The 19,740-nt window shown below is 34.8% G+C and carries 13 protein-coding genes, 1 pseudogene and 1 riboswitch; of the genes and pseudogenes, 13 read left to right on the top strand and 1 reads right to left on the bottom strand.

Annotated elements, in window-relative coordinates; genetic code table 11:
* The first annotated feature begins 95 nt into the window (after positions 1–95).
* From DCO46_RS02010 to DCO46_RS01955, 13 genes and pseudogenes are all read left to right on the top strand, one after another.
* The gene (locus tag DCO46_RS02010) at positions 96–680 is read left to right on the top strand and encodes a bifunctional precorrin-2 dehydrogenase/sirohydrochlorin ferrochelatase (protein WP_116750932.1); all 585 of its coding nucleotides are present in this window, start codon (positions 96–98) and stop codon (positions 678–680) included.
* 48 nt (positions 681–728) lie between these two features.
* Positions 729–854: pseudogene (locus DCO46_RS02005) on the top strand (bifunctional precorrin-2 dehydrogenase/sirohydrochlorin ferrochelatase); the annotation flags it as partial.
* A gap of 96 nt (positions 855–950) precedes the next feature.
* Entirely contained in the window at positions 951–2,003 is a 1,053-nt protein-coding gene (locus DCO46_RS02000; protein ID WP_116750931.1) for an NAD(P)/FAD-dependent oxidoreductase, read from the top strand.
* A gap of 153 nt (positions 2,004–2,156) precedes the next feature.
* Complete coding sequence (locus DCO46_RS23315; RefSeq protein WP_262509777.1) at positions 2,157–2,288, top strand: hypothetical protein; 132 nt, start codon at positions 2,157–2,159, stop codon at positions 2,286–2,288.
* A 150-nt stretch (positions 2,289–2,438) separates the two neighbouring features.
* Positions 2,439–2,556, top strand: a riboswitch (SAM riboswitch).
* Positions 2,557–2,884: 328 nt separating this feature from the next.
* Complete coding sequence (locus DCO46_RS01995; RefSeq protein WP_116750930.1) at positions 2,885–3,889, top strand: homocysteine S-methyltransferase family protein; 1,005 nt, start codon at positions 2,885–2,887, stop codon at positions 3,887–3,889.
* Positions 3,890–4,361: 472 nt separating this feature from the next.
* Positions 4,362–7,037 (top strand): methionine synthase, encoded by a 2,676-nt coding sequence (gene metH / locus DCO46_RS01990; protein ID WP_116750929.1) that lies wholly within the window; start codon positions 4,362–4,364, stop codon positions 7,035–7,037.
* 156 nt (positions 7,038–7,193) lie between these two features.
* Entirely contained in the window at positions 7,194–8,150 is a 957-nt protein-coding gene (metF, locus tag DCO46_RS01985; protein WP_116750928.1) for a methylenetetrahydrofolate reductase [NAD(P)H], read from the top strand.
* Positions 8,151–8,389: 239 nt separating this feature from the next.
* Positions 8,390–9,043 carry a class I SAM-dependent methyltransferase gene (locus tag DCO46_RS01980; RefSeq protein ID WP_116750927.1) on the top strand — a complete coding sequence of 218 codons (654 nt, stop codon included), beginning with the start codon at positions 8,390–8,392 and terminating at the stop codon, positions 9,041–9,043.
* Between the two features lie 90 nt (positions 9,044–9,133).
* Complete coding sequence (locus DCO46_RS01975) at positions 9,134–10,357, top strand: dicarboxylate/amino acid:cation symporter (RefSeq protein WP_116750926.1); 1,224 nt, start codon at positions 9,134–9,136, stop codon at positions 10,355–10,357.
* 75 nt (positions 10,358–10,432) lie between these two features.
* Complete coding sequence (locus tag DCO46_RS01970) at positions 10,433–11,836, top strand: pyridoxal phosphate-dependent decarboxylase family protein (RefSeq protein WP_116750925.1); 1,404 nt, start codon at positions 10,433–10,435, stop codon at positions 11,834–11,836.
* A 294-nt stretch (positions 11,837–12,130) separates the two neighbouring features.
* The gene (locus DCO46_RS01965; protein ID WP_116750924.1) at positions 12,131–14,494 is read left to right on the top strand and encodes a TonB-dependent receptor; all 2,364 of its coding nucleotides are present in this window, start codon (positions 12,131–12,133) and stop codon (positions 14,492–14,494) included.
* A gap of 53 nt (positions 14,495–14,547) precedes the next feature.
* The gene (locus DCO46_RS01960; protein ID WP_116750923.1) at positions 14,548–15,831 is read left to right on the top strand and encodes a DUF4374 domain-containing protein; all 1,284 of its coding nucleotides are present in this window, start codon (positions 14,548–14,550) and stop codon (positions 15,829–15,831) included.
* A gap of 88 nt (positions 15,832–15,919) precedes the next feature.
* Entirely contained in the window at positions 15,920–17,083 is a 1,164-nt protein-coding gene (locus DCO46_RS01955) for a PepSY-associated TM helix domain-containing protein (protein ID WP_116750922.1), read from the top strand.
* Between the two features lie 172 nt (positions 17,084–17,255).
* Here the strand turns inward: DCO46_RS01955 and DCO46_RS01950 are convergent, their stop codons facing one another.
* Complete coding sequence (locus tag DCO46_RS01950) at positions 17,256–19,376, bottom strand: TonB-dependent receptor domain-containing protein (RefSeq protein ID WP_116750921.1); 2,121 nt, start codon at positions 19,374–19,376, stop codon at positions 17,256–17,258.
* Positions 19,377–19,740 lie beyond the last annotated feature (364 nt).

Here is a 19,740-nt window from a genome sequence, read left to right as displayed (position 1 = left end):
CATAGCCTGAGGTTTCAACCTCAGGAACGGATGAATATTTAATTCAATATTCATCAAAAAATCATCTAATTTTGATTGGATGAAATTAAATTAAAATGGAACAAAACGAATTATACCCGATATTTTTAAAGCTTCACAATCTGAATGTTCTAATTGTGGGCGGTGGAAATGTAGGTTTGGAAAAGCTTTCTTTCCTGCTAAAATCAAGTCCAAATGCAAATGTTGAAGTTGTCGCGCCGGATTTTCATTTAGAAATTAAAGTTTTGGCCGAAAAACATCCTTCCATTACATTGACGGAGGCGAAGTTCAAAAAGAGAATGCTCAAAAAACGTCACATGGTAATTGCCTGTACAGACGATTTGAAAGTGAATAAAAGAGTTTACGAATTGTCGAGAAAACGTTATTTGATTTGCAATATTGCTGATACGCCGGACTTATGTGATTATTATCTGGGCGGAATTGTAACAAAAGGAAATGTCAAAATCGCCATCTCAACCAACGGAAAATCACCAACAACGGCTAAAAGGCTTCGGGAGTTTTTTGAAGAAGTAATTCCGGAGGACATCAACCAAATGGTCGAGAACCTGAACGAATACAGGAAAACTTTAAAAGGCGATTTTGAGGAAAAGGTAAAACGAATGAACGAAATAACTAATTCATTGAAAAATAAGGAGCAATAGAGTTCCGGAGGAACGGTTCATATTGTAGCGTCGGGTTTTAACCCGATGATTCCGGAAGATATCAACCAAATGGTTGAGAACCTGAACGAATACAGACAAACCTTAAAAGGCGATTTTGAAGAAAAGGTAAAAAGAATGAATGAGATTACCTCTTCGCTAAAAAATAAAGAGTAAAAAGTTTCGGAAAGAAATTAATGATAAAAATCATTGAAAGTACAAGGATTTATTCGTTTCTTTGCGTTATTAAGAATGATTATAAACAACAACATAATGATTAAAACAGATATACTTATAATTGGAGCAGGCCCAACAGGTTTATTTGCCGTTTTCGAGGCAGGATTATTAAAATTAAAATGCCATATTTTAGATGCTTTGCCTCAGCCAGGAGGACAGCTTTCAGAATTATATCCTAAGAAACCTATTTATGATATTCCAGGTTTTCCAGAAGTTTTAGCCGGAGATTTAGTGGATGGTTTAATGGAACAAATTAAGCAATTTGAACCAGGATTTACATTAGGAGAACGTGCTGAAACTATCGACAAACAAGAAGACGGATCTTTCATTGTAACTTCAAATAAAGGAACTAAATTTCACGCGCCGGTTATTGCTATCGCAGGAGGTTTAGGAAGTTTTGAGCCTCGTAAACCACTTATAGAAGATATTGAGTTTTATGAAGATAAAGGAGTTAAGTACTTCATCAAAAATCCGGAGAAATTCAGAGACAAAAGAGTTGTAATTGCAGGAGGAGGAGATTCAGCATTAGACTGGAGTATTTTCTTAGCAAATGTAGCTTCAGAAGTAACTTTAATTCACAGAAGAAACGAATTTAGAGGCGCTTTAGATTCTGTAGAAAAAGTACAGGAATTAAAAACAGCTGGAAAAATTAAATTAATTACACCAGCAGAAGTTATCGGAATTAACGGAGCAGAGCACGTTGAATCATTAGATATCGAAGAAAACGGAGCACACCGTAAAATCGAATGTGACTATTTTATCCCACTTTTCGGATTAACTCCAAAATTAGGTCCAATCGGAGACTGGGGATTAGAAATTGAGAAAAATGCAATCAAAGTAAACAATGCCTTAGATTACCAGACAAATATTCCGGGAATCTTCGCTATTGGAGATATAAACACTTACCCTGGAAAACTAAAATTAATCCTTTGTGGTTTCCACGAAGCGACATTAATGTGCCAGGCCGCTTATGGAATCATCAACCCGGGTAAAAAATACGTATTGAAATATACTACAGTTTCTGGTGTAGACGGTTTCGACGGAACCCGTAAAGAAGCCCCAAAAGCAGTTGTTAAAGCGATAGTCTAATCTGAGGTTCTAAGGGACTAAGGTGCTAAGGTTTTTATATAGAAGCTCAAACTTTTAAAGTTTGAGCTTTTTTGTTTAAGAAAAAATAACATTAGTTTTTTGAAATAAACGAGATAAATCGTAACTTTAAGAAGTATTCAAAAATTATCGACTATGGACAATTGGACTAAAGAATTAAAGGAAGAAAAAGAAGTAGAAGCTGGATTTAATCAGGAAGATAATAATGAGATTATAGATCATGAAGAAGTAATCGATATGTTTCTAAAATGGGATAGAAGTTTTTAAAAGTACCATTTTGAATTTCAAAATAATAAACTCAAATTTTTCTAAAATTCACCTCTAACCTCTTACAGTAAAACTAATTAAAAAAATAGCGTTAATACTTGCAAGTATTAACGCTATGTCTTTACTTTGCACTGTTCCTATATTTATTGTCAGTTATCACGAAAGGCGGAGGGATAGACCCGATGAAACCTTAGCAACCCTTTACTATAAAGAAGGTGCTAAATTCTACTTTGTACTGTAAACACACAGTATTTAAGATAGATAACACAAATACATTACCGTATTTCTCAAAACTTTTCAAGACAACTTACAAATAATTTACTGAAACAGATTCTGTATCAGGAGCGAATCATTGGCGCATTTTTGCATTCAATAGTTCCCGCTTTCGCCTTTATCTCTCCATTTCATTACGAGGATACCGGCTCAATCTGGGCTAATGAGTTAGCAATACTGCACTTTTGGAATTAATTTGAAAAAATATCGAAGTTAAACCCGCAGGTTTGAAAAACCTGTCGGGTTTAAAAGAACCTTCACAATCATAATAAAAAACTTAGCATCTCAGAACCTTAGCGTCTTAGAAGCTAAAACAAAAAAATATGGCAATTACAATTCAAGAAGCAATAAAAAAAAATATCCTGATCCTTGACGGTGCAATGGGAACGATGCTGCAGCGCTATAATTTCTCCGAAGAAGATTTCAGAGGAGAGCGTTTCAAAGATTTCCCGCATCCGTTAAAAGGAAACAACGATTTATTATCCCTGACACAGCCAAAGGCAATTCGTGACGTTCACGCAGCTTATTATGAAGCAGGTGCAGATATCGTAGAAACCAACACCTTTTCAGGAACTACAATCGGTATGGCCGATTATCATATGGAAGATTTGGTTTACGAGTTAAACTATGAATCGGCAAAAATCGCAAGAGAAGTAGCAGATGAGTTTACCGCTAAAAATCCGGATAAGCCTCGTTTTGTAGCAGGCTCAATCGGACCAACAAACCGTACCGCAAGTATGTCACCAGACGTAAATGATCCTGGTTACAGAGCCGTAACGTTTGACGATTTACGAATTGCGTACAAACAGCAAGCAGAAGCTTTAATGGACGGTGGCTGTGATTTACTTTTAGTAGAAACGATTTTCGATACCTTAAATGCAAAAGCTGCACTTTTTGCCATAGAAGAAGTAAAAGACGAACGTAATCTGGATATTCCGATTATGGTTTCAGGAACGATTACAGATGCATCCGGAAGAACACTATCAGGACAGACGGTTGAAGCATTTTTGATTTCAGTTTCGCATATTCCGTTATTAAGCGTTGGGTTCAATTGTGCTCTTGGAGCAGATTTATTGAAACCGTATTTAAAAACATTAGCACATAACACCAGTTTTAATGTTTCGGCACATCCAAATGCAGGATTACCAAATGCTTTCGGACAATATGATGAAACACCGGAACAAACACAGGCTTTCATTAAAGAATATTTAGAGGATAATTTAATCAATATCATTGGAGGATGTTGTGGTACAACTCCAGATCATATTAGATTAATGGCTGAGGTAGCGAAGGATTATAAACCGAGGATTGCACCGATTATTGAGTAACGTTTCGTGCAAGGTTTTCAAAACCGTACAGATACAATTTGTTGAGGTAAAATGTAGAAACCTACAAGGTTTTGAAAACCTTGCAGGTTAGCATAAAGCAAAAGTTCCGAAGGAACAATTCATTTTGTAGCAACGGAATTTATTCCGTTGAAAAATAGATAATCATGAAAAGAGTTCCGTAGGAACGAAATATATATATTGAGAATTATTTCATCAATAAATAAAATTGAAACTTCGGAAAACATTAATCATTTTATGAAACCGAGTTTGCGTGAGGGATAGAAGCGGTTAGCCCACAGCCTGACGAAGGAAGAGCGAGGACTAATAGCGGATAGCCCGACCCGGAGGGACACGCCCAAATTAAAATATTGAAAACGAATATACCTACAAGGTTTTAAAAACCTCGCAGGAAAGAAAATAGAATAAAAAACTTAGAACCTAAGAACCTTAGGACCTTAGTACCTTAAAAGAAATGACAGAAAAAAGAAGAGACCTTGTATTAGCAGGATTAGAACCTTTGATTATTACGCCGGAAAGTGTTTTTGTAAACATTGGTGAGCGTACGAATGTGACAGGTTCGCGAAAATTCCTTCGATTAATCAAGGAAGAGAAATATGACGAAGCGCTTGATATTGCAAGACAGCAGGTAGAAGGAGGGGCACAGATCATCGATATTAATATGGATGAAGGAATGTTGGATGGTGTAAATGCCATGACCAAATTCCTAAACTTAATTGCCGCAGAACCGGATATTTCGAGAGTTCCTATTATGATCGACAGCTCAAAATGGGAAATTATCGAAGCAGGTCTAAAAGTAGTACAAGGAAAAAGTGTTGTAAACTCGATTTCGTTAAAAGAAGGAGAAGAAGCCTTTATTCACCACGCCAAATTGATCAAACGTTACGGTGCAGCAGCCATTATCATGGCTTTTGACGAAGTAGGTCAGGCCGATAATTTTGACCGTCGTGTGGAGATTTGTCAGCGTTCGTACGATATTTTGGTGAACAAAGTTGGTTTTCCTCCTCAGGATATTATTTTCGATTTGAATATTTTTCCGGTTGCAACAGGTATGGAAGAACACCGCCTGAACGCGATTGACTTTTTTAGGGGAACGAAATGGGTTCGTGAGAATTTGCCACATGCACATATTAGTGGTGGTGTAAGTAACGTCTCGTTTTCTTTTAGAGGAAATGATACGGTTCGTGAAGCGATGCACTCAGTATTTTTGTACCATGCGATTAAAGACGGAATGACGATGGGAATCGTGAATCCGGAAATGCTGACGATTTATGATGATATCCCAAAAGACTTATTAGAACACGTTGAAGATGTAATTTTAAACAGACGCGACGATGCTACAGAAAGGCTTTTGGACTTTGCTGAAAATGTAAAAGGGGAAGTAAAAAGCGATGAAAAAGCAGTTCAGGAATGGCGTTTTGGAACCGTTCAGGAACGTATTACACATTCGCTGGTAAAAGGAATTGATGCCTTTATTGAAGAAGATGTGGAAGAAGCACGTTTGGCCGCAGTGAAACCAATTGAAGTTATTGAAATCAATTTGATGACGGGAATGAATGTGGTTGGAGATTTATTCGGAAGCGGAAAAATGTTCCTGCCTCAGGTGGTTAAATCGGCTCGTGTAATGAAAAAAGCGGTAGCTTACTTACTGCCATTTATAGAAGCAAGCAAACAAGCCGGAGATAAACAAGGAAACGGAAAAATCCTGATGGCAACCGTAAAAGGTGACGTTCACGATATTGGTAAAAACATCGTTTCAGTGGTTTTGGCCTGTAACAATTACGAGATTGTAGATCTTGGTGTGATGGTTCCTCCGGAGAAAATTATTGCAGCGGCGATCGAACATGAAGTAGACATTATCGGATTAAGCGGATTGATTACGCCTTCGCTTGACGAAATGGTGTATTTGGCTAAAGAATTAGACAAACAAGGAATTAAAATCCCGATTATGATTGGCGGGGCAACGACTTCGCGCGCGCATACAGCCGTGAAAATTGCGCCTCAGTACAGAGAAACTGTAATTCACGTAAACGATGCTTCACGTGCGGTTACTGTTGCAGGAAACCTGTTAGATCATAACCGAAAAATATATGCAAGCGATATTCGTGCAGAATATGATGCTTTTAGAGAAACATTTTTAAATCGCTCAAGAGACAAAAACTTCCTGACGATTGAAGATGCCCGTAAAAATAAATTACCATTGGATTGGTCTGAATACACACCAACTAAACCAAAAGTAATTGGAAAACAAATTGTCGAAGTTGAATTGGATGTTTTGGTTCCGTATATCGACTGGACGCCATTTTTTCAGACTTGGGAATTGCACGGAAAATATCCTGCGATTTTAACGGATGAAGTTGTGGGTAAAGAAGCAACCTCTGTTTTTGCTGATGCTCAGGCGATGCTTAAAGTAATTTTAGAAGAGAAAAAACTAAAAGCAAAAGGTATTTACGGAATTTTTCCTGCGAATCAGGTTGATGATGACGATATTGAATTGCGTGATGAAAACGGAAAAGTTTTGGAGAAATTCTTAACGCTTCGTCAGCAGTCACAAAAAACGAAAGGTGCTCCGAACATCGCTTTAGCCGATTTTATTTTGCCAAAAGAAAGCGGAATAGAAGACTATATGGGAGCTTTTTGTGTGACCACCGGTTTTGGTGTAGATGAATGGGCAGCAGAATTTGAAAAGAATTTAGACGATTATAATTCGATTATGGTGAAAGCACTTGCGGATCGTTTTGCAGAAGCTTTCGCCGAATATCTTCACGAAAAAGTTCGTAAAGATTTCTGGGGTTACGATAGAGAAGAATCATTAACCAACGAAGAATTGATTAAGGAAAATTATAAAGGAATTCGTCCGGCACCGGGTTATCCAGCTTGTCCCGATCACCTTGAAAAGCCAACAATCTGGAAGCTTTTAAATGTAGCCGAAGAAATTGGAGTTACTTTGACAGAAAGTATGGCGATGTGGCCAGCTTCATCGGTTTCTGGATATTATTTCGGAAATCCAAAAAGCCGATATTTCGGACTCGGAAAAATAAAAGAAGATCAGGTAACAGATTACGCAAAACGACGCAATGTTCCAACAGATTACGCAATGAAATGGTTAAACCCTAATATAGCAGATTAACAAAAAAGTTTCAGGTTTCAGGTTTAAAGTTTCAAGTTCTGTACAGCAACGTGAAACTTTAAACTTGAAACAACAAATATTTGATTTAAGTTTTTGATTCAGATTTTTTACACAAACCCATTCAAAACACTTAACTCATAACCCATAACTTAAGAAATGAAAGTAACAGAGCATATAGAAAACGCCAAAGGAAAAACATTATTCTCATTTGAAATTATTCCGCCTCAAAAGGGGAAAAGCATTCAGGAATTATACGATAATATCGATCCGTTGATGGACTTTAAACCACCGTTTATTGATGTAACCACTTCCCGTGAAGAATATATTTATATTGATAAAGGCAACGGTTTGTTGGATAAAAAATTAACTCGTATGCGTCCCGGAACGCTGGGAATCTGCGCTTCTATAAAACATAAATACAATGTAGATACTGTACCTCACGTACTTTGCGGAGGCTTCACCAAAGAAGAAACAGAATATCTTTTGGTAGATTGTAACTATCTGGGAATTGATAATATTATGGCTTTGCGTGGTGATGCCATGAAAGACGAGCAATATTTTATTCCAAAAGCGGGAGGAAATGATTATGCGATAGATTTGGTCAGACAAATCAATTTATTAAATCAGGGAAAATACCTTCATGAAGTAATGGATATCGATAACAAAGCCGATTTCTGTATTGGTGTTGCCGGATATCCCGAAAAACATTTAGAATCACCCTCTTTACAGTCTGACTTAAAAAGATTAAAAGAAAAAGTAGATGCCGGTGCAGATTATGTGGTGACACAAATGTTTTTTGACAATGCAAAATATTTTGAGTTTGTAGCAAAAGCGAGAGAAATGGGAATTACAGTTCCTATTATTCCCGGAATAAAACCAATTGCCGTAAAAAAGCACTTGCAGGTTTTACCACAGATTTTTAGAATTGACCTGCCGGAGGATTTAATTCATGCTGTAGATCAATGTAAAGACAATGCTGCAATTAAACAGGTTGGAATCGAATGGGCTATTCAGCAATCTTTAGAATTAAAAGCGGCCGGAGTTCCTGTATTGCATTATTATTCAATGGGAAAATCGGAAAATATTCGCCAGATCGCGAGTCATATTTTTTAATCATTCACACGAACTTTATAAAAGTTTAAAAACTTTGACAAAGTTATTCAGGTATAGTTTGTCATTCTGAGGAACGAAGAATCTCCGTTGCTAAATCTATAAAGTTAGATAAACGTTAAGGAGTTACTTGTGAAGATTCTTCGTTCCTCAGAATGACAAGAATGACATAAGATTGAAATTCAAGCGATAGCGAATTCTCAAAGGATTTTATTTAATTTAGAAGTTTAAATTTTCACACTATGAAAACGGAAGAATTACAAGCCATAGCCTCTCAATTAAAAAATCCATCGGGAGAAAAAGGAATCGAAATGGGAAATATGATGAACGAAACGAACATCAATATGACCCGTCATTCAATCCAAAATCTGAATATATCAAACGAAAATAAAATCCTGGAATTAGGTCACGGAAATGGTGGTCATGTAGAATTTGTTTTCGAACAGGCAGAAAACCTAAAATATTACGGACTTGAAATGTCGGAACTGATGTTTCAGGAAGCACGCCGGACTAACCGTAATTTTGTTTCTCAAAAACAGGCTTTCTTCACTATTTATGACGGAAATATAATTCCGTTTGAGGACGAATCTTTCGATAAAATATTTACAGTAAATACGATTTATTTTTGGCAGGATCCGGAAAAATTTCTTTTGGAAATCTACAGGGTTTTAAAAACAAATGGAAATTTCTGCCTGACATTTGCGGAGGAAAGTTTTATGAAAACACTTCCGTTTACCCAATTTGAATTTGAACTTTACAGTACCGAAAAAGCACAGAATCTAATTGGGAAAACAGCTTTTAAAATGGTTTATACCGAAAGTCAGACAGAAAAGGTTAAAAGCAAAACCGGAGAACTTGTTGACAGGGCTTTTACAACGATAGTTCTGGAAAAGTAAGAAATATCTCTTTTAAGGTTTCGGTATTCTTTATTTTGAGTACTTTCATTGATTTTTTATTTCGTATTATAAACAGTAATAATTTAAATTATGGGGACTGAAAAAATCAATTTTTTAAAAAGCTACAGCAGTATACTTCTACTTCTTGGCGGAATTATAGTCGGCAGTGTTTTTGGGTTGGTTTTTGGAGAAAAAGTGGAGGTTATAAAACCGCTTGGGGATATTTTTCTGAATTTACTTTTTACTGCAATCATTCCGCTGATTTTCTTTACTATTGGTTCTTCAATTGCCAATCTGGAACAAACGGAAAAACTGGGAAAACTATTCATTATCATGATACTGGTTTTTCTCTGTACTGTTCTCATTTCAGCAATTATAATGATTTTTGCGGTTTATCTTTTTCCAATTCATCAGGATATGATTGTTTCTAAAGTTCCGGTCGAAAATATTCAGTCGGGTTCTGTGGGAGATCAGATAGCGCAACTGGTTACTACAAATGATTTCTTCGAATTGTTGTCCAGAAAAAGTATGCTTGCACTCATTATATTTTCTTTTTTAATTGGTTTTGCCACTTTACATTCAGGTGAAAAAGGAAGCGCTTTTAAAAGTTTTCTGGATTCCGGAAACGAAGTCATGAAACAATTATTAAATATGATAATGAAATTGGCACCGGTTGGTTTAGGTGCTTATTTTGCGTATCAGGTAGGTATTTTCGGTCCACAGTTATTTGGAGTTTATGCAAAACCTATGGCCGTTTATTACGCTGCGTGTATCTTTTACTTTTTTGTGTTTTTTAGTTTATATGCACTTGTAGCTGGCGGGAAAAGAGCTTTTAAAGTTTTCTGGAGCAATAATATTACACCATCATTAACCGCAGTAGGAACATGCAGCAGCATTGCGACTATTCCGGCCAACCTTGAGGCTGCAGAAAAAATGGGTATTCCGGAACATGTCCGGAATTTAGTAATTCCGCTTGGAGCACCATTACATAAAGATGGTTCCAGCATGTCATCCATTTTAAAAATTACGTTTCTGTTTGCCATGTTTGGAAAAGATTTTACTGAACCTTCAACCATACTTTTGGCATTAGGAATTACCGTAATTGTTTCGATAGTCGAAGGCGGAATTCCGAATGGCGGTTATATAGGAGAAGTTTTGGCAATTACCGTTTACGGTTTTCCGATGGAGCAGGCTTTGCCTGTGGCCATGATTTTAGGAACATTGGTTGATCCGATTGCGACTTTACTAAACGCTAACGGAGATGTGATTTCTTCGATGCTTGTTTCGAGATTTTCGGAAAAGACAAAGTGGTAAAACCCTGCTCTTCAAAATAATAAAATTTTAAATCTGCTTTAATCCACGCAATCTGCGTGAACTATATCATTAAATATGAATTCAATACTACAACAAGATCTCAACGATTTCGAAAATATCTTAGAAAAAGCAAAACAGCAGGGAATTTCTTTTCTGAATAATCTGGAAAATATTCCGACTTCAAATAAAACTACAATTGACACCAAACGTACATTAAATGAATTGGGTTTAGGTTCTGAAAAGGCTTTAAAGGAATTTAATGACAGATTAGCACCTCTATTGGTTTCTTCGCCCGGTCCGCGCTATTGGGGATTTGTAACCGGCGGCTCAACCCCCGCTTCGATTGTTGGCGACTGGCTGGCATCAGTTTACGACCAAAATACGCAGGCAGTAACATCTCAAGGTGGAAATTCCGCATTAATAGAGTTTGAAACTATTAATCTATTACTTCAATTGTTAGAACTTCCGGATACATTTTTAGGCGGATTTGTCACAGGAGCTACCATGTCTAATTTCACTTCTCTTGGAGTTGCCCGACAATGGTTTGGAAAACAGCTTGGGAAAGATTTTGCCAAAAACGGAATTTCTGAAACCATTAATATTCTGACTGCAACACCGCATTCTTCTTCTGTGAAATGTTTGTCATTACTGGGAATTGGAAGTCAAAATTATACGACGGTAAAAACAATTGAAGGCAATCGTGAAGCGATTGATATTAATGATTTAGAAGAAAATATTAAAAAATTAAACGGACAGCCTTTTATCTTAATTTCAAGTGCGGCGACAGTAAATACAGCTGATTTTGATGATTTTGAAGCTATTTCTAAATTAAAAGAAAAATACAGTTTCTGGTGGCATATTGATGCTGCTTTTGGAGGTTTTGCTGCGGTTTCAGATAAATACAAATATCTTGTACAGGGATGGGAAGGAGCAGACAGTATTACAATTGATTGTCATAAGTGGCTGAATGTTCCTTATGAAAGTGCTTTTTATCTAATTAAAAAAGACCATATCAATCTGCAAATTGAAACGTTTCAGAATTCTAATGCACCATACTTAGGAAATGCGTTAGAGAATTTTAATTATTTAAATGTACTTCCGGAGAACTCACGCCGTTTACGCGCTTTACCGGTTTGGTTTTCGTTAGTAGCTTACGGAAAAGAAGGATTTTGTGATATTATCGAAAAAAGCACAGCACTGGCTTTGCAGTTTGGTAATGCTCTGATTGAAAATGGAAATTTTGAACTACTGGCTCCAATTAGGTTAAATAATGTTTGTTTTACTTTAAAAGGAAATGAAAACCAGGACAAAGTTGCTCAGTTTTTAACCAGGCTTAATGATGGCGGAAAAGTATTTATGACACCAACAGTTTATCAAAACCGAAAAGGAATAAGAGCTTCTTTTGTGAATTGGAGAACAACAGAAAACGATATTAAAATTGTAATTCAGGAAATGACTGAGGTATTTTCAGAATTATAAATAATAGTCTATTTGAATATAAGTAAGTCCTGATTTTAACTAAGTCAGGACTTTTTTATGATTAATTTGTAGGGTTTTTAATAGAAATATTATTTTTATTTAGAATGATTCAATTTAGATTTTAAGCAAATTTTAATCTAAACTTAATTTAATCTTAAGAATTCTTTGTTTTTTTAATAATATGATATTTTTATCGTTAATTATAATTCTTATTTAGAATAGTTAAAAACAATTTGTTTAAAAGCGTTATAGAAATTAATTTTGGCACAACTAAATTCAAAACTCGTTTTTAAAATGCAAATTAAAAGAATTGTAATCTTGATGTTGATTTTCCTTTCTTCTGTTCAGGGTTTTTCACAAAATAGTAAAGTAATTTTAAGTGGAGTAGTTCTGGCAGATAATGGAAGACCTGCAGAAGGTGTTTCTGTAGCATTAAAAGGAACCAATTATACAGCATTGACCAATGTCAATGGTGAATATGAAATTAGTGCTGAGCCAGGTAACTATACTTTAGTGGTTACTTATGTAGGTTACAAATCGAAACAAACCAAAATCAATTTGCAATCCAATCAAACTGCGCCAAGTATGACTATCGAAGAAGATATGGCTGCATTGGATGAGGTTCAGGTGACAGGAAAGTCTAAAGTTCAACGTGTTAAAGAACAGCCTTTTAATATTTCTTCTGTTGATTTAAAACAATTATATAACACTTCTGCTGATATGAATCAGGTTTTGAACAGAACAACTGGTGTGCGTGTGCGTGAAACAGGAGGAATGGGATCTGAATTTAAGTTTTATTTAAATGGTTTTTCAGGAGATCAGGTTAAGTTTTTTATAGATGGAATTCCAATGGATAATTATGGTTCTTCTTTTACATTAAATAACATTCCAACAACCATGGCGGAAAGAATTGATGTTTATAAAGGAGTTGTGCCAATTGAACTGGGGGGAGATGCAATTGGAGGAGCTGTCAATGTAGTTACTAACAAAACTACCAAACGTTATATAGATGTTTCATACAGTTTAGGTTCTTTTAATACACACAAAGCTTCTGTAAATACTCGCTTTACAAGCAAAAATGGAATAATAGCCAATGTTAATGCCTTTGTTAATTATTCTGATAATAGTTTTAAAGTTGAAGCTAGTGTTCCTGACCGTATTTCAGGGGTTTATGGTCCTGTTCAGGAATTAAAACATTTTCATGACGGCTATAAGCAAGGAACTATTATGGCCGAAGTTGGTGTGAAGGATAAAAAATATGCCGATTATTTATTATTGGGAATTGCTGTGGGTGCTAATAAAAAAGAAATACAGCAAGGAAGAAGTAGCATGTTAAGTGTAGTGGGTGATGCTTTTAGAGACAGCCAAAATTTTGTTCCCTCTTTAAAATATAAAAAGTCAGATTTTCTTACCAAAGATCTTACAGCAAGTTTAGCTGCATCGTATAATATAGGAGAGGAACGCGTTGTTGATACGTCATCGGCTAGGTACGACTGGTCAGGAAATTATGTGATTAAAAATTATACAAGTGGCGGAGAAATTGACCCTACCAGAAAGGTATTGACAGTTTTAGATGTACAATCTCTTCAAAGTAATCTAAATTTCAAATATGATTTAAATGAAAATAATAATTTTGGTTTAAATTATACTTATCTGGGGTATAATCGTAAAGAAGATAATGAATATACAGATAAAGACAGACCAACAAAACCATATTTGAATAAGAATATATTAGGGGCATCATATTCATTATCTGCTCTTGATAAACGTCTGGGTTATACAGCCTTTGCAAAAATGTTCGATTTAAAAGGTGAAGTAACCGAAAATCCTGGAACAACAACTGAAAAAACTACACATCTTTCGTTCAACGATTTTGGATATGGTACTGCAATTGCCTATTTTATAATTCCTGAAGAACTTCAAATTAAAGCTTCTTACGAGCATGCTTTCAGACTTCCAACCGCTACAGAATTATTAGGAGACGGAGGAGCAAGCGTTGACCCGAGCCCAAATCTTGTGCCTGAAACCAGCGATAATTTAAATATTGGTTTTGCTTATAAGAAAATTTTTGGCAAACATACCTTTAGATTTGAAGGAAGTTATCTTTATCGAAATGCATCCAATTTTATACAGATTTTCTCTGTTGGTAATAAAGCAAATTATATCAATTTTAGAAATGTCGAAATTACCGGACTTGATGCTGTAGTTCATTATGGTTACAAACAATGGTTTACTATTGATGTTAATGCTACTCATCAGAAATCATTGGATATGAGTAACAGTTTAAAACCGGGAACTAATTTACCAAATGCACTATATGGAAAACAAATTGCAAATACTCCCATTTTATATGGAAATGCTGATTTAGGTTTTCATTTCAAAAATATAAAATTCACTGATGATTTATTCACAGTTAATTTATCTGCTAATTACTCTGATAGCTATTATTTATCAAATCCAACTTTAGGTGCGGAAAATAAGAAATCAATTCCTGAACAGCTTTACTATTCTGCAGCAGTTTCGTATTCATGGAAAGATGGACGTTATAATATTGCCGCAGAATGTCGAGATTTTACTGATGTTAAATTGTATGATTATTTTAATATACAAAAGCCGGGCAGATCTTTTTCAGTAAAACTAAGATATTTCTTAATGTAAAATAATTTATTAAATATAAATAAGTCAATTTCTAAAAACTAAATTTAAATAATATGAAAACAATTAAACTAAAAAACCTATTAGCTATTGTGCTAATGTCTGTTGCATTATATTCATGCAGTAGTGATGATGATGCTCCAGTAGTTGAAGAACCAGAAGTAATTACACCAGAGCCAATTGTAATCAATAAATATGCTTTAGGATATGTAACAGAAACATGGAACGCTAATTACATGTGGGGTTTTGATTCATTAGAGCAATTAATGACTGGTACAATTGATATGACAGGTAAAGGTATTGAGCAGGGTGGTTCATACATACCTGTTGCAAATACTTTTTTTGCTCTTGATGAAGAAGCACCTGGAGCGGCAGCATATTCTTTGAATAGTGAAGGTAAATTAGTAGCCGGAAATCGTATTTTAATTGATTCTCCATTTGCTTATGGAGTAACAGATGATAACAAATTAGTTGTTGTTGCAGCTTCTTGGGAGGGAGCAAGTACAGATAATGAATTGATTATTTATGATCCTGCAAAACAAGCAATTTCTGCACGTCAGTTTAATAATTTTGCAACTACTACCGGACGTTTTGATTTTCCAACAGGAGTAACAGTTGTAGGAGACAAAGTATTTGTAAGTGTATTCAACAGAGATGCAAGTACAAATTGGGATATCGATCAGTCAAATGCCTATATTAGAGTTTACAATTACCCATCTTTAACTTTTGTGAAAAGAATCGCAGATCCACGCGGAACGGCTGTTGGTATGTATTACACTAATACAGGAATCATCCGTACAGATTCAGGTAATGTTTATACTTTTTCTTCTAATGCATATGCTGCAGGATATGAAAACATTGACGAATCAAAAAAATCAACAATTCTTCGTATTAACAAAGGAGAAACAGCTTTTGATGCTTCTTATTTATTTGATGCTGAAAGCTCAATAGGAGGAAAAGTAATTTCTGCTTATCCAATCGGAGGCGAGAAAGCTTATGTTGTTTATGTTCCGGCAGCTGATGATACAGTACTTTGGGGCTTCCTTAATCATACATCTTATAAATTTAAATCAGCTATTGTTGATTTAGCAGCTAAAACTGTAACTCAGATAACAGGATTACCTCTGCATGCAGGTGATAATTATTTCGGAATTGGAAGTTTGTACGTTGAAAATGGTAAAGCATATAAAGCTTTTGCAACAGATACAGAGGTTAGAATATACAGAATAGATCTTCAAACTGGAGCTGCTGTACCTGGAGCACTTGTAACTGGAGGTGGAACTGATATTTCAGCTATCACTAAATTAACTCACACAACACCAGCGACTACAACAAAATAATTAAAAACTAAGGTTTTAATTTATAACCATATAATCAATGCTTTAATCGGTATTGATTATATGGTTTTTTTAATAATAAAATTTCCCAATGTCTATTACCACGCAAAAATCATCTAAGCTTAAACCAAAATCCAAATCCCGTTTCAGTATAATAAATGCCTGGCTGCATTTGTGGCTCGGACTCGCATCTGGAATTGTAGTTTTTATAATGGCCATTACAGGTTGTATTTTGGTTTTTGAGCACGAAATAAAGTCGATGACTTCGCCTTGGTTAAATGTTGAAGCACAAAGTCCGGAAAAAATTTTACCGCCTTCTAAAATATATGCAGTAGTTAAAAAAGCTTTGCCAACAAAAGAGATTCATGGTATATGGTATAATGGTTTAGATAAAACAATAAAGGTCAATATCGAATCTGATTCGTTGATTTATGTAAATCCTTATAACGGAAAAATAACCGGAATGGTTGATCATGAAGACTTTTTTCATGAAATTGATGAAGGACACCGACATTTATGGCTTGATGAAGAAATTGGTTTGCAAATAACAGCCTGGGCAACATTCATCTTTTTCTTTCTGTTAATTAGCGGCCTTATTTTATGGTTTCCTAAAAAATGGAATAAGACTGGAATCAATAACAGTTTTAAAATAAAATGGAGCGCTAAGCTCAAGCGTCTGAATTATGACCTCCATAATGTCTTAGGGTTTTATGCGCTTATTTTGGCATTTTTAATTGCATTGACCGGATTAATAATGAGTTTTCACTGGGTACGTGAAAGTACATATTGGATTACTGGTGGTTTTACTAATGAAAAAGAAAAAAAGGAAGTTGTTGCAGAAACAAAACCGGATACACTTTCAAAACCTAAATATGACCAGCTGACTGCGGCAGATATAATATTTAATAGAGTTCGTAATGAAATTGCAATAAAAAATAAACAAGCAGTTATTATAAACTTTCCGGATGAGCCAAAAGATAATTTTTATGCCTGTACCGATATGCATAATGGAAATTGGAGAGATTTATATTTTGATCAGAAAACCTTAGAATTGCTTCCGTCTTCCAGAAAATATATTGGAGACGAAAAATTTCACGACTGGATGAGCCGTTCTAATTACAGTCTTCATGTTGGTGCAATTGGTGGATTAACGACGAAAATTATATATTTTACTGCTAGCTTAATCTGTGCCAGCTTACCACTTACAGGTTTTTATATTTGGTGGGGGAGAAAGAGAAAAAATAAGAAAAACTAAAAACCAGTTTTTGGTATAATTTTTAAAAGTCTTTTAAGGTGACTAGCTTTAAAAAACTATTTTATCTATTATTTATAGAACAAAATTTATAAAACAGAAGAGCCTGCTTTGAGGAAACAGGCTCTTAACTAGTAAAAAAACAAAAAAACAAGGTATTATAAAGAACGTAATTTTAGATTCGGTATGTAAATGCAATTGTTGCAATACGATTATCAAGATCATATCTTTTATCCATGCTGGTTTGCGCAACAACAGATTTAATGTAGAAATTATTAGTATTGAAAATATCGGTAACATTTATTTTGATATTTCCCTTTTTCGCTAAAACCTGTTTAGAAATCCCAATGCTGAAATCAAAGAAACTATCTCTTTGATATACTCCAAGATTTGATTTCGACTGATATTGTGCATTTCCTTCGGCTTTCCAGGTTTCAGTTATGGCAAAGGAATTCTGAACGCTTACATTCAGCGTCATTATGGGATCAATGGTCGCACTGTTTAAAACATTATCCATAAATTTATTTTCAAAAGCATTGAATAATGTATTCACCGACCACCATTTATAAAATTCTGCCGTGTTCGTGATGTTGATTCCGTAATTATATGATTTGTCAACATTAATTTGGGTAGTAATCGTTGTATTGCTATCTGGATTATAGCTGTACACTTCCGTGAAAACATCTTTCGTACTATTAAAATAAACAGAAGCCATAAAATTGCTTTTCCAGGCATAACCAATTTCCATAGCATGCGTGATTTCCGGAATCAGGTTTGGATTTCCCTGTGAATAATTGAATGAATCATCATAAAAACGAAACGGATTCAGATCAAACTGACTCGGCCTGTTGATTCTTTTACTATAAGAAGCATGAGCTGAATGATTACTGGTAAATTCATATTTTAAAGAAAGACTGGGAAACCATTTCAAATAATCGTCTTTATGTTCTTCATTCAAAGTCTTCTGATTAATATTTATTGTGGTATATTCAGTTCTTATACCAGCCTGAATGTTTAATTTTTCCAGCTGGTATTTATAATTCGCATAAGCAGCATAAATCTGTTCATTGTATTCAAAATGATTAGTCGAATTAAAATCGATCAGCCATTGATTTTCATAATATTCGTAAACAGAAGGATTGTCATTGTTTTTTATACTCGTTTTAAAACCCCATTCGATGGATTGTTTTTCCTTAAAAGGATTTACGAAATCAACCTTTCCGGTAAAAACCTTTAGCTGAGACGGAATATATCCACGCCGGTCATCTACAACAGTAGCATTTGCGGTATTGTCTGCGCTTTGGAATTGATTTGATCTGAATTTTGAAGTTTCATATTCAAAATCAAAAGACATATTTTTTCCTTCGGAATTAAATTTATGTACCCCGGAAAATGCATATGTGTAGTCGTTCCATTTTTCTTTACTGTCATTATAAGTTACTGCATCAAAAATGGTTTGATTTGCTGTGTTTATGACGGTATTTGTTCCGTTCGCTATATTTTCATATCGGCCAATTTTGGCGTCAATATAAAGCTCTAAATTCGTTTTAGGAGAAATTTCATATTGTGTTCCAATTTTGAAATTATTAGAAGTCAAAGGTTCGTCTGTAGCAGAAGTCTGGTAATTTCTACTCGCAATTTCCTGACGCGTCTGATCTGTAAACTGAATCTGACTGGATTCTTTTTTCTCTTCTTCACCACGGAAAGTATAACTGTAATTTCCGTAAACACCCCATTTATCTTTATTGTAATTTAAATTAAAACCAGAATTCGTTCTGTTTTTTCGACCTCTTCCATAACTGGTAAAAGCAGTTCCTTTTAAACCCGAAGAATTTGGTTTTTTCAGAATAATATTGATAATGCCCGCTTTTCCTGCAGCATCATATTTAGAAGAAGGATTCGTAATTACTTCTATTTGTTTGATATTTGATGAGGTAGTAGACTTTAGATAATTTGCCAGTTCTTTTTGAGAAAGCTGGGTCAGTTTTCCGTTTATCATAACCGCAACACCTTGTTGGCCCCTGATAGATAAATCGCCATCCTGAGAAACTACAACGCCTGGTGCGCGCGATAAAACATCAAGAGCGGTTCCGCCTTCTGAGACAATGCTGTTTTCTACATTAAAAACAAGACGATCTGATTTTTGGGTATAAAGCACTTTCTTTTTGGTAATCACTATTTCGTCCAGTACATTAATGGATGATTCGATAATACTGTCTTTTTCTTGTTCATTTTCGGTTTGCGAAAAGCCATATACCGAAAAAGCCAGCATAATGGAGGATATTAATTTTTTCATGTTGTTTGTAATTTGCAGGATTCGAATTGGATTTGGAATGTAATGTGGGTAATTTTAAATAAAGGATTTATTGAAGTACAATTTGTTCTAATTTGTCAGAAAGCCTTTTTTGAAGATTTAATGTTTGATTTGCAACAACAGAAATAATTTTTTTGATTGTGTGGAGTGTAAGTGAAATACCAGTTGCATTTAAAGTTTGATTCACCAAATATATAACTATTTATAATAAGTCTAAATAAAAATAATTATTATTTTTACTTCAAAACCCTTAATTTGCTGACTTGAAGCAAGAAGGTGAAATTATTAAATACAAAAAGAGGCTCGTTTTTAGCTAAAAACAAACCTCTTTTTGATTAAAATTCAA

It is taken from the genome of Flavobacterium sp. HTF, from assembly GCF_003105115.1.
Taxonomy (GTDB): Bacteria; Bacteroidota; Bacteroidia; order Flavobacteriales; family Flavobacteriaceae; genus Flavobacterium.
Note: the sequence above shows the minus strand (reverse complement) of the source record. Positions and strands in the feature narration are given on the sequence as shown.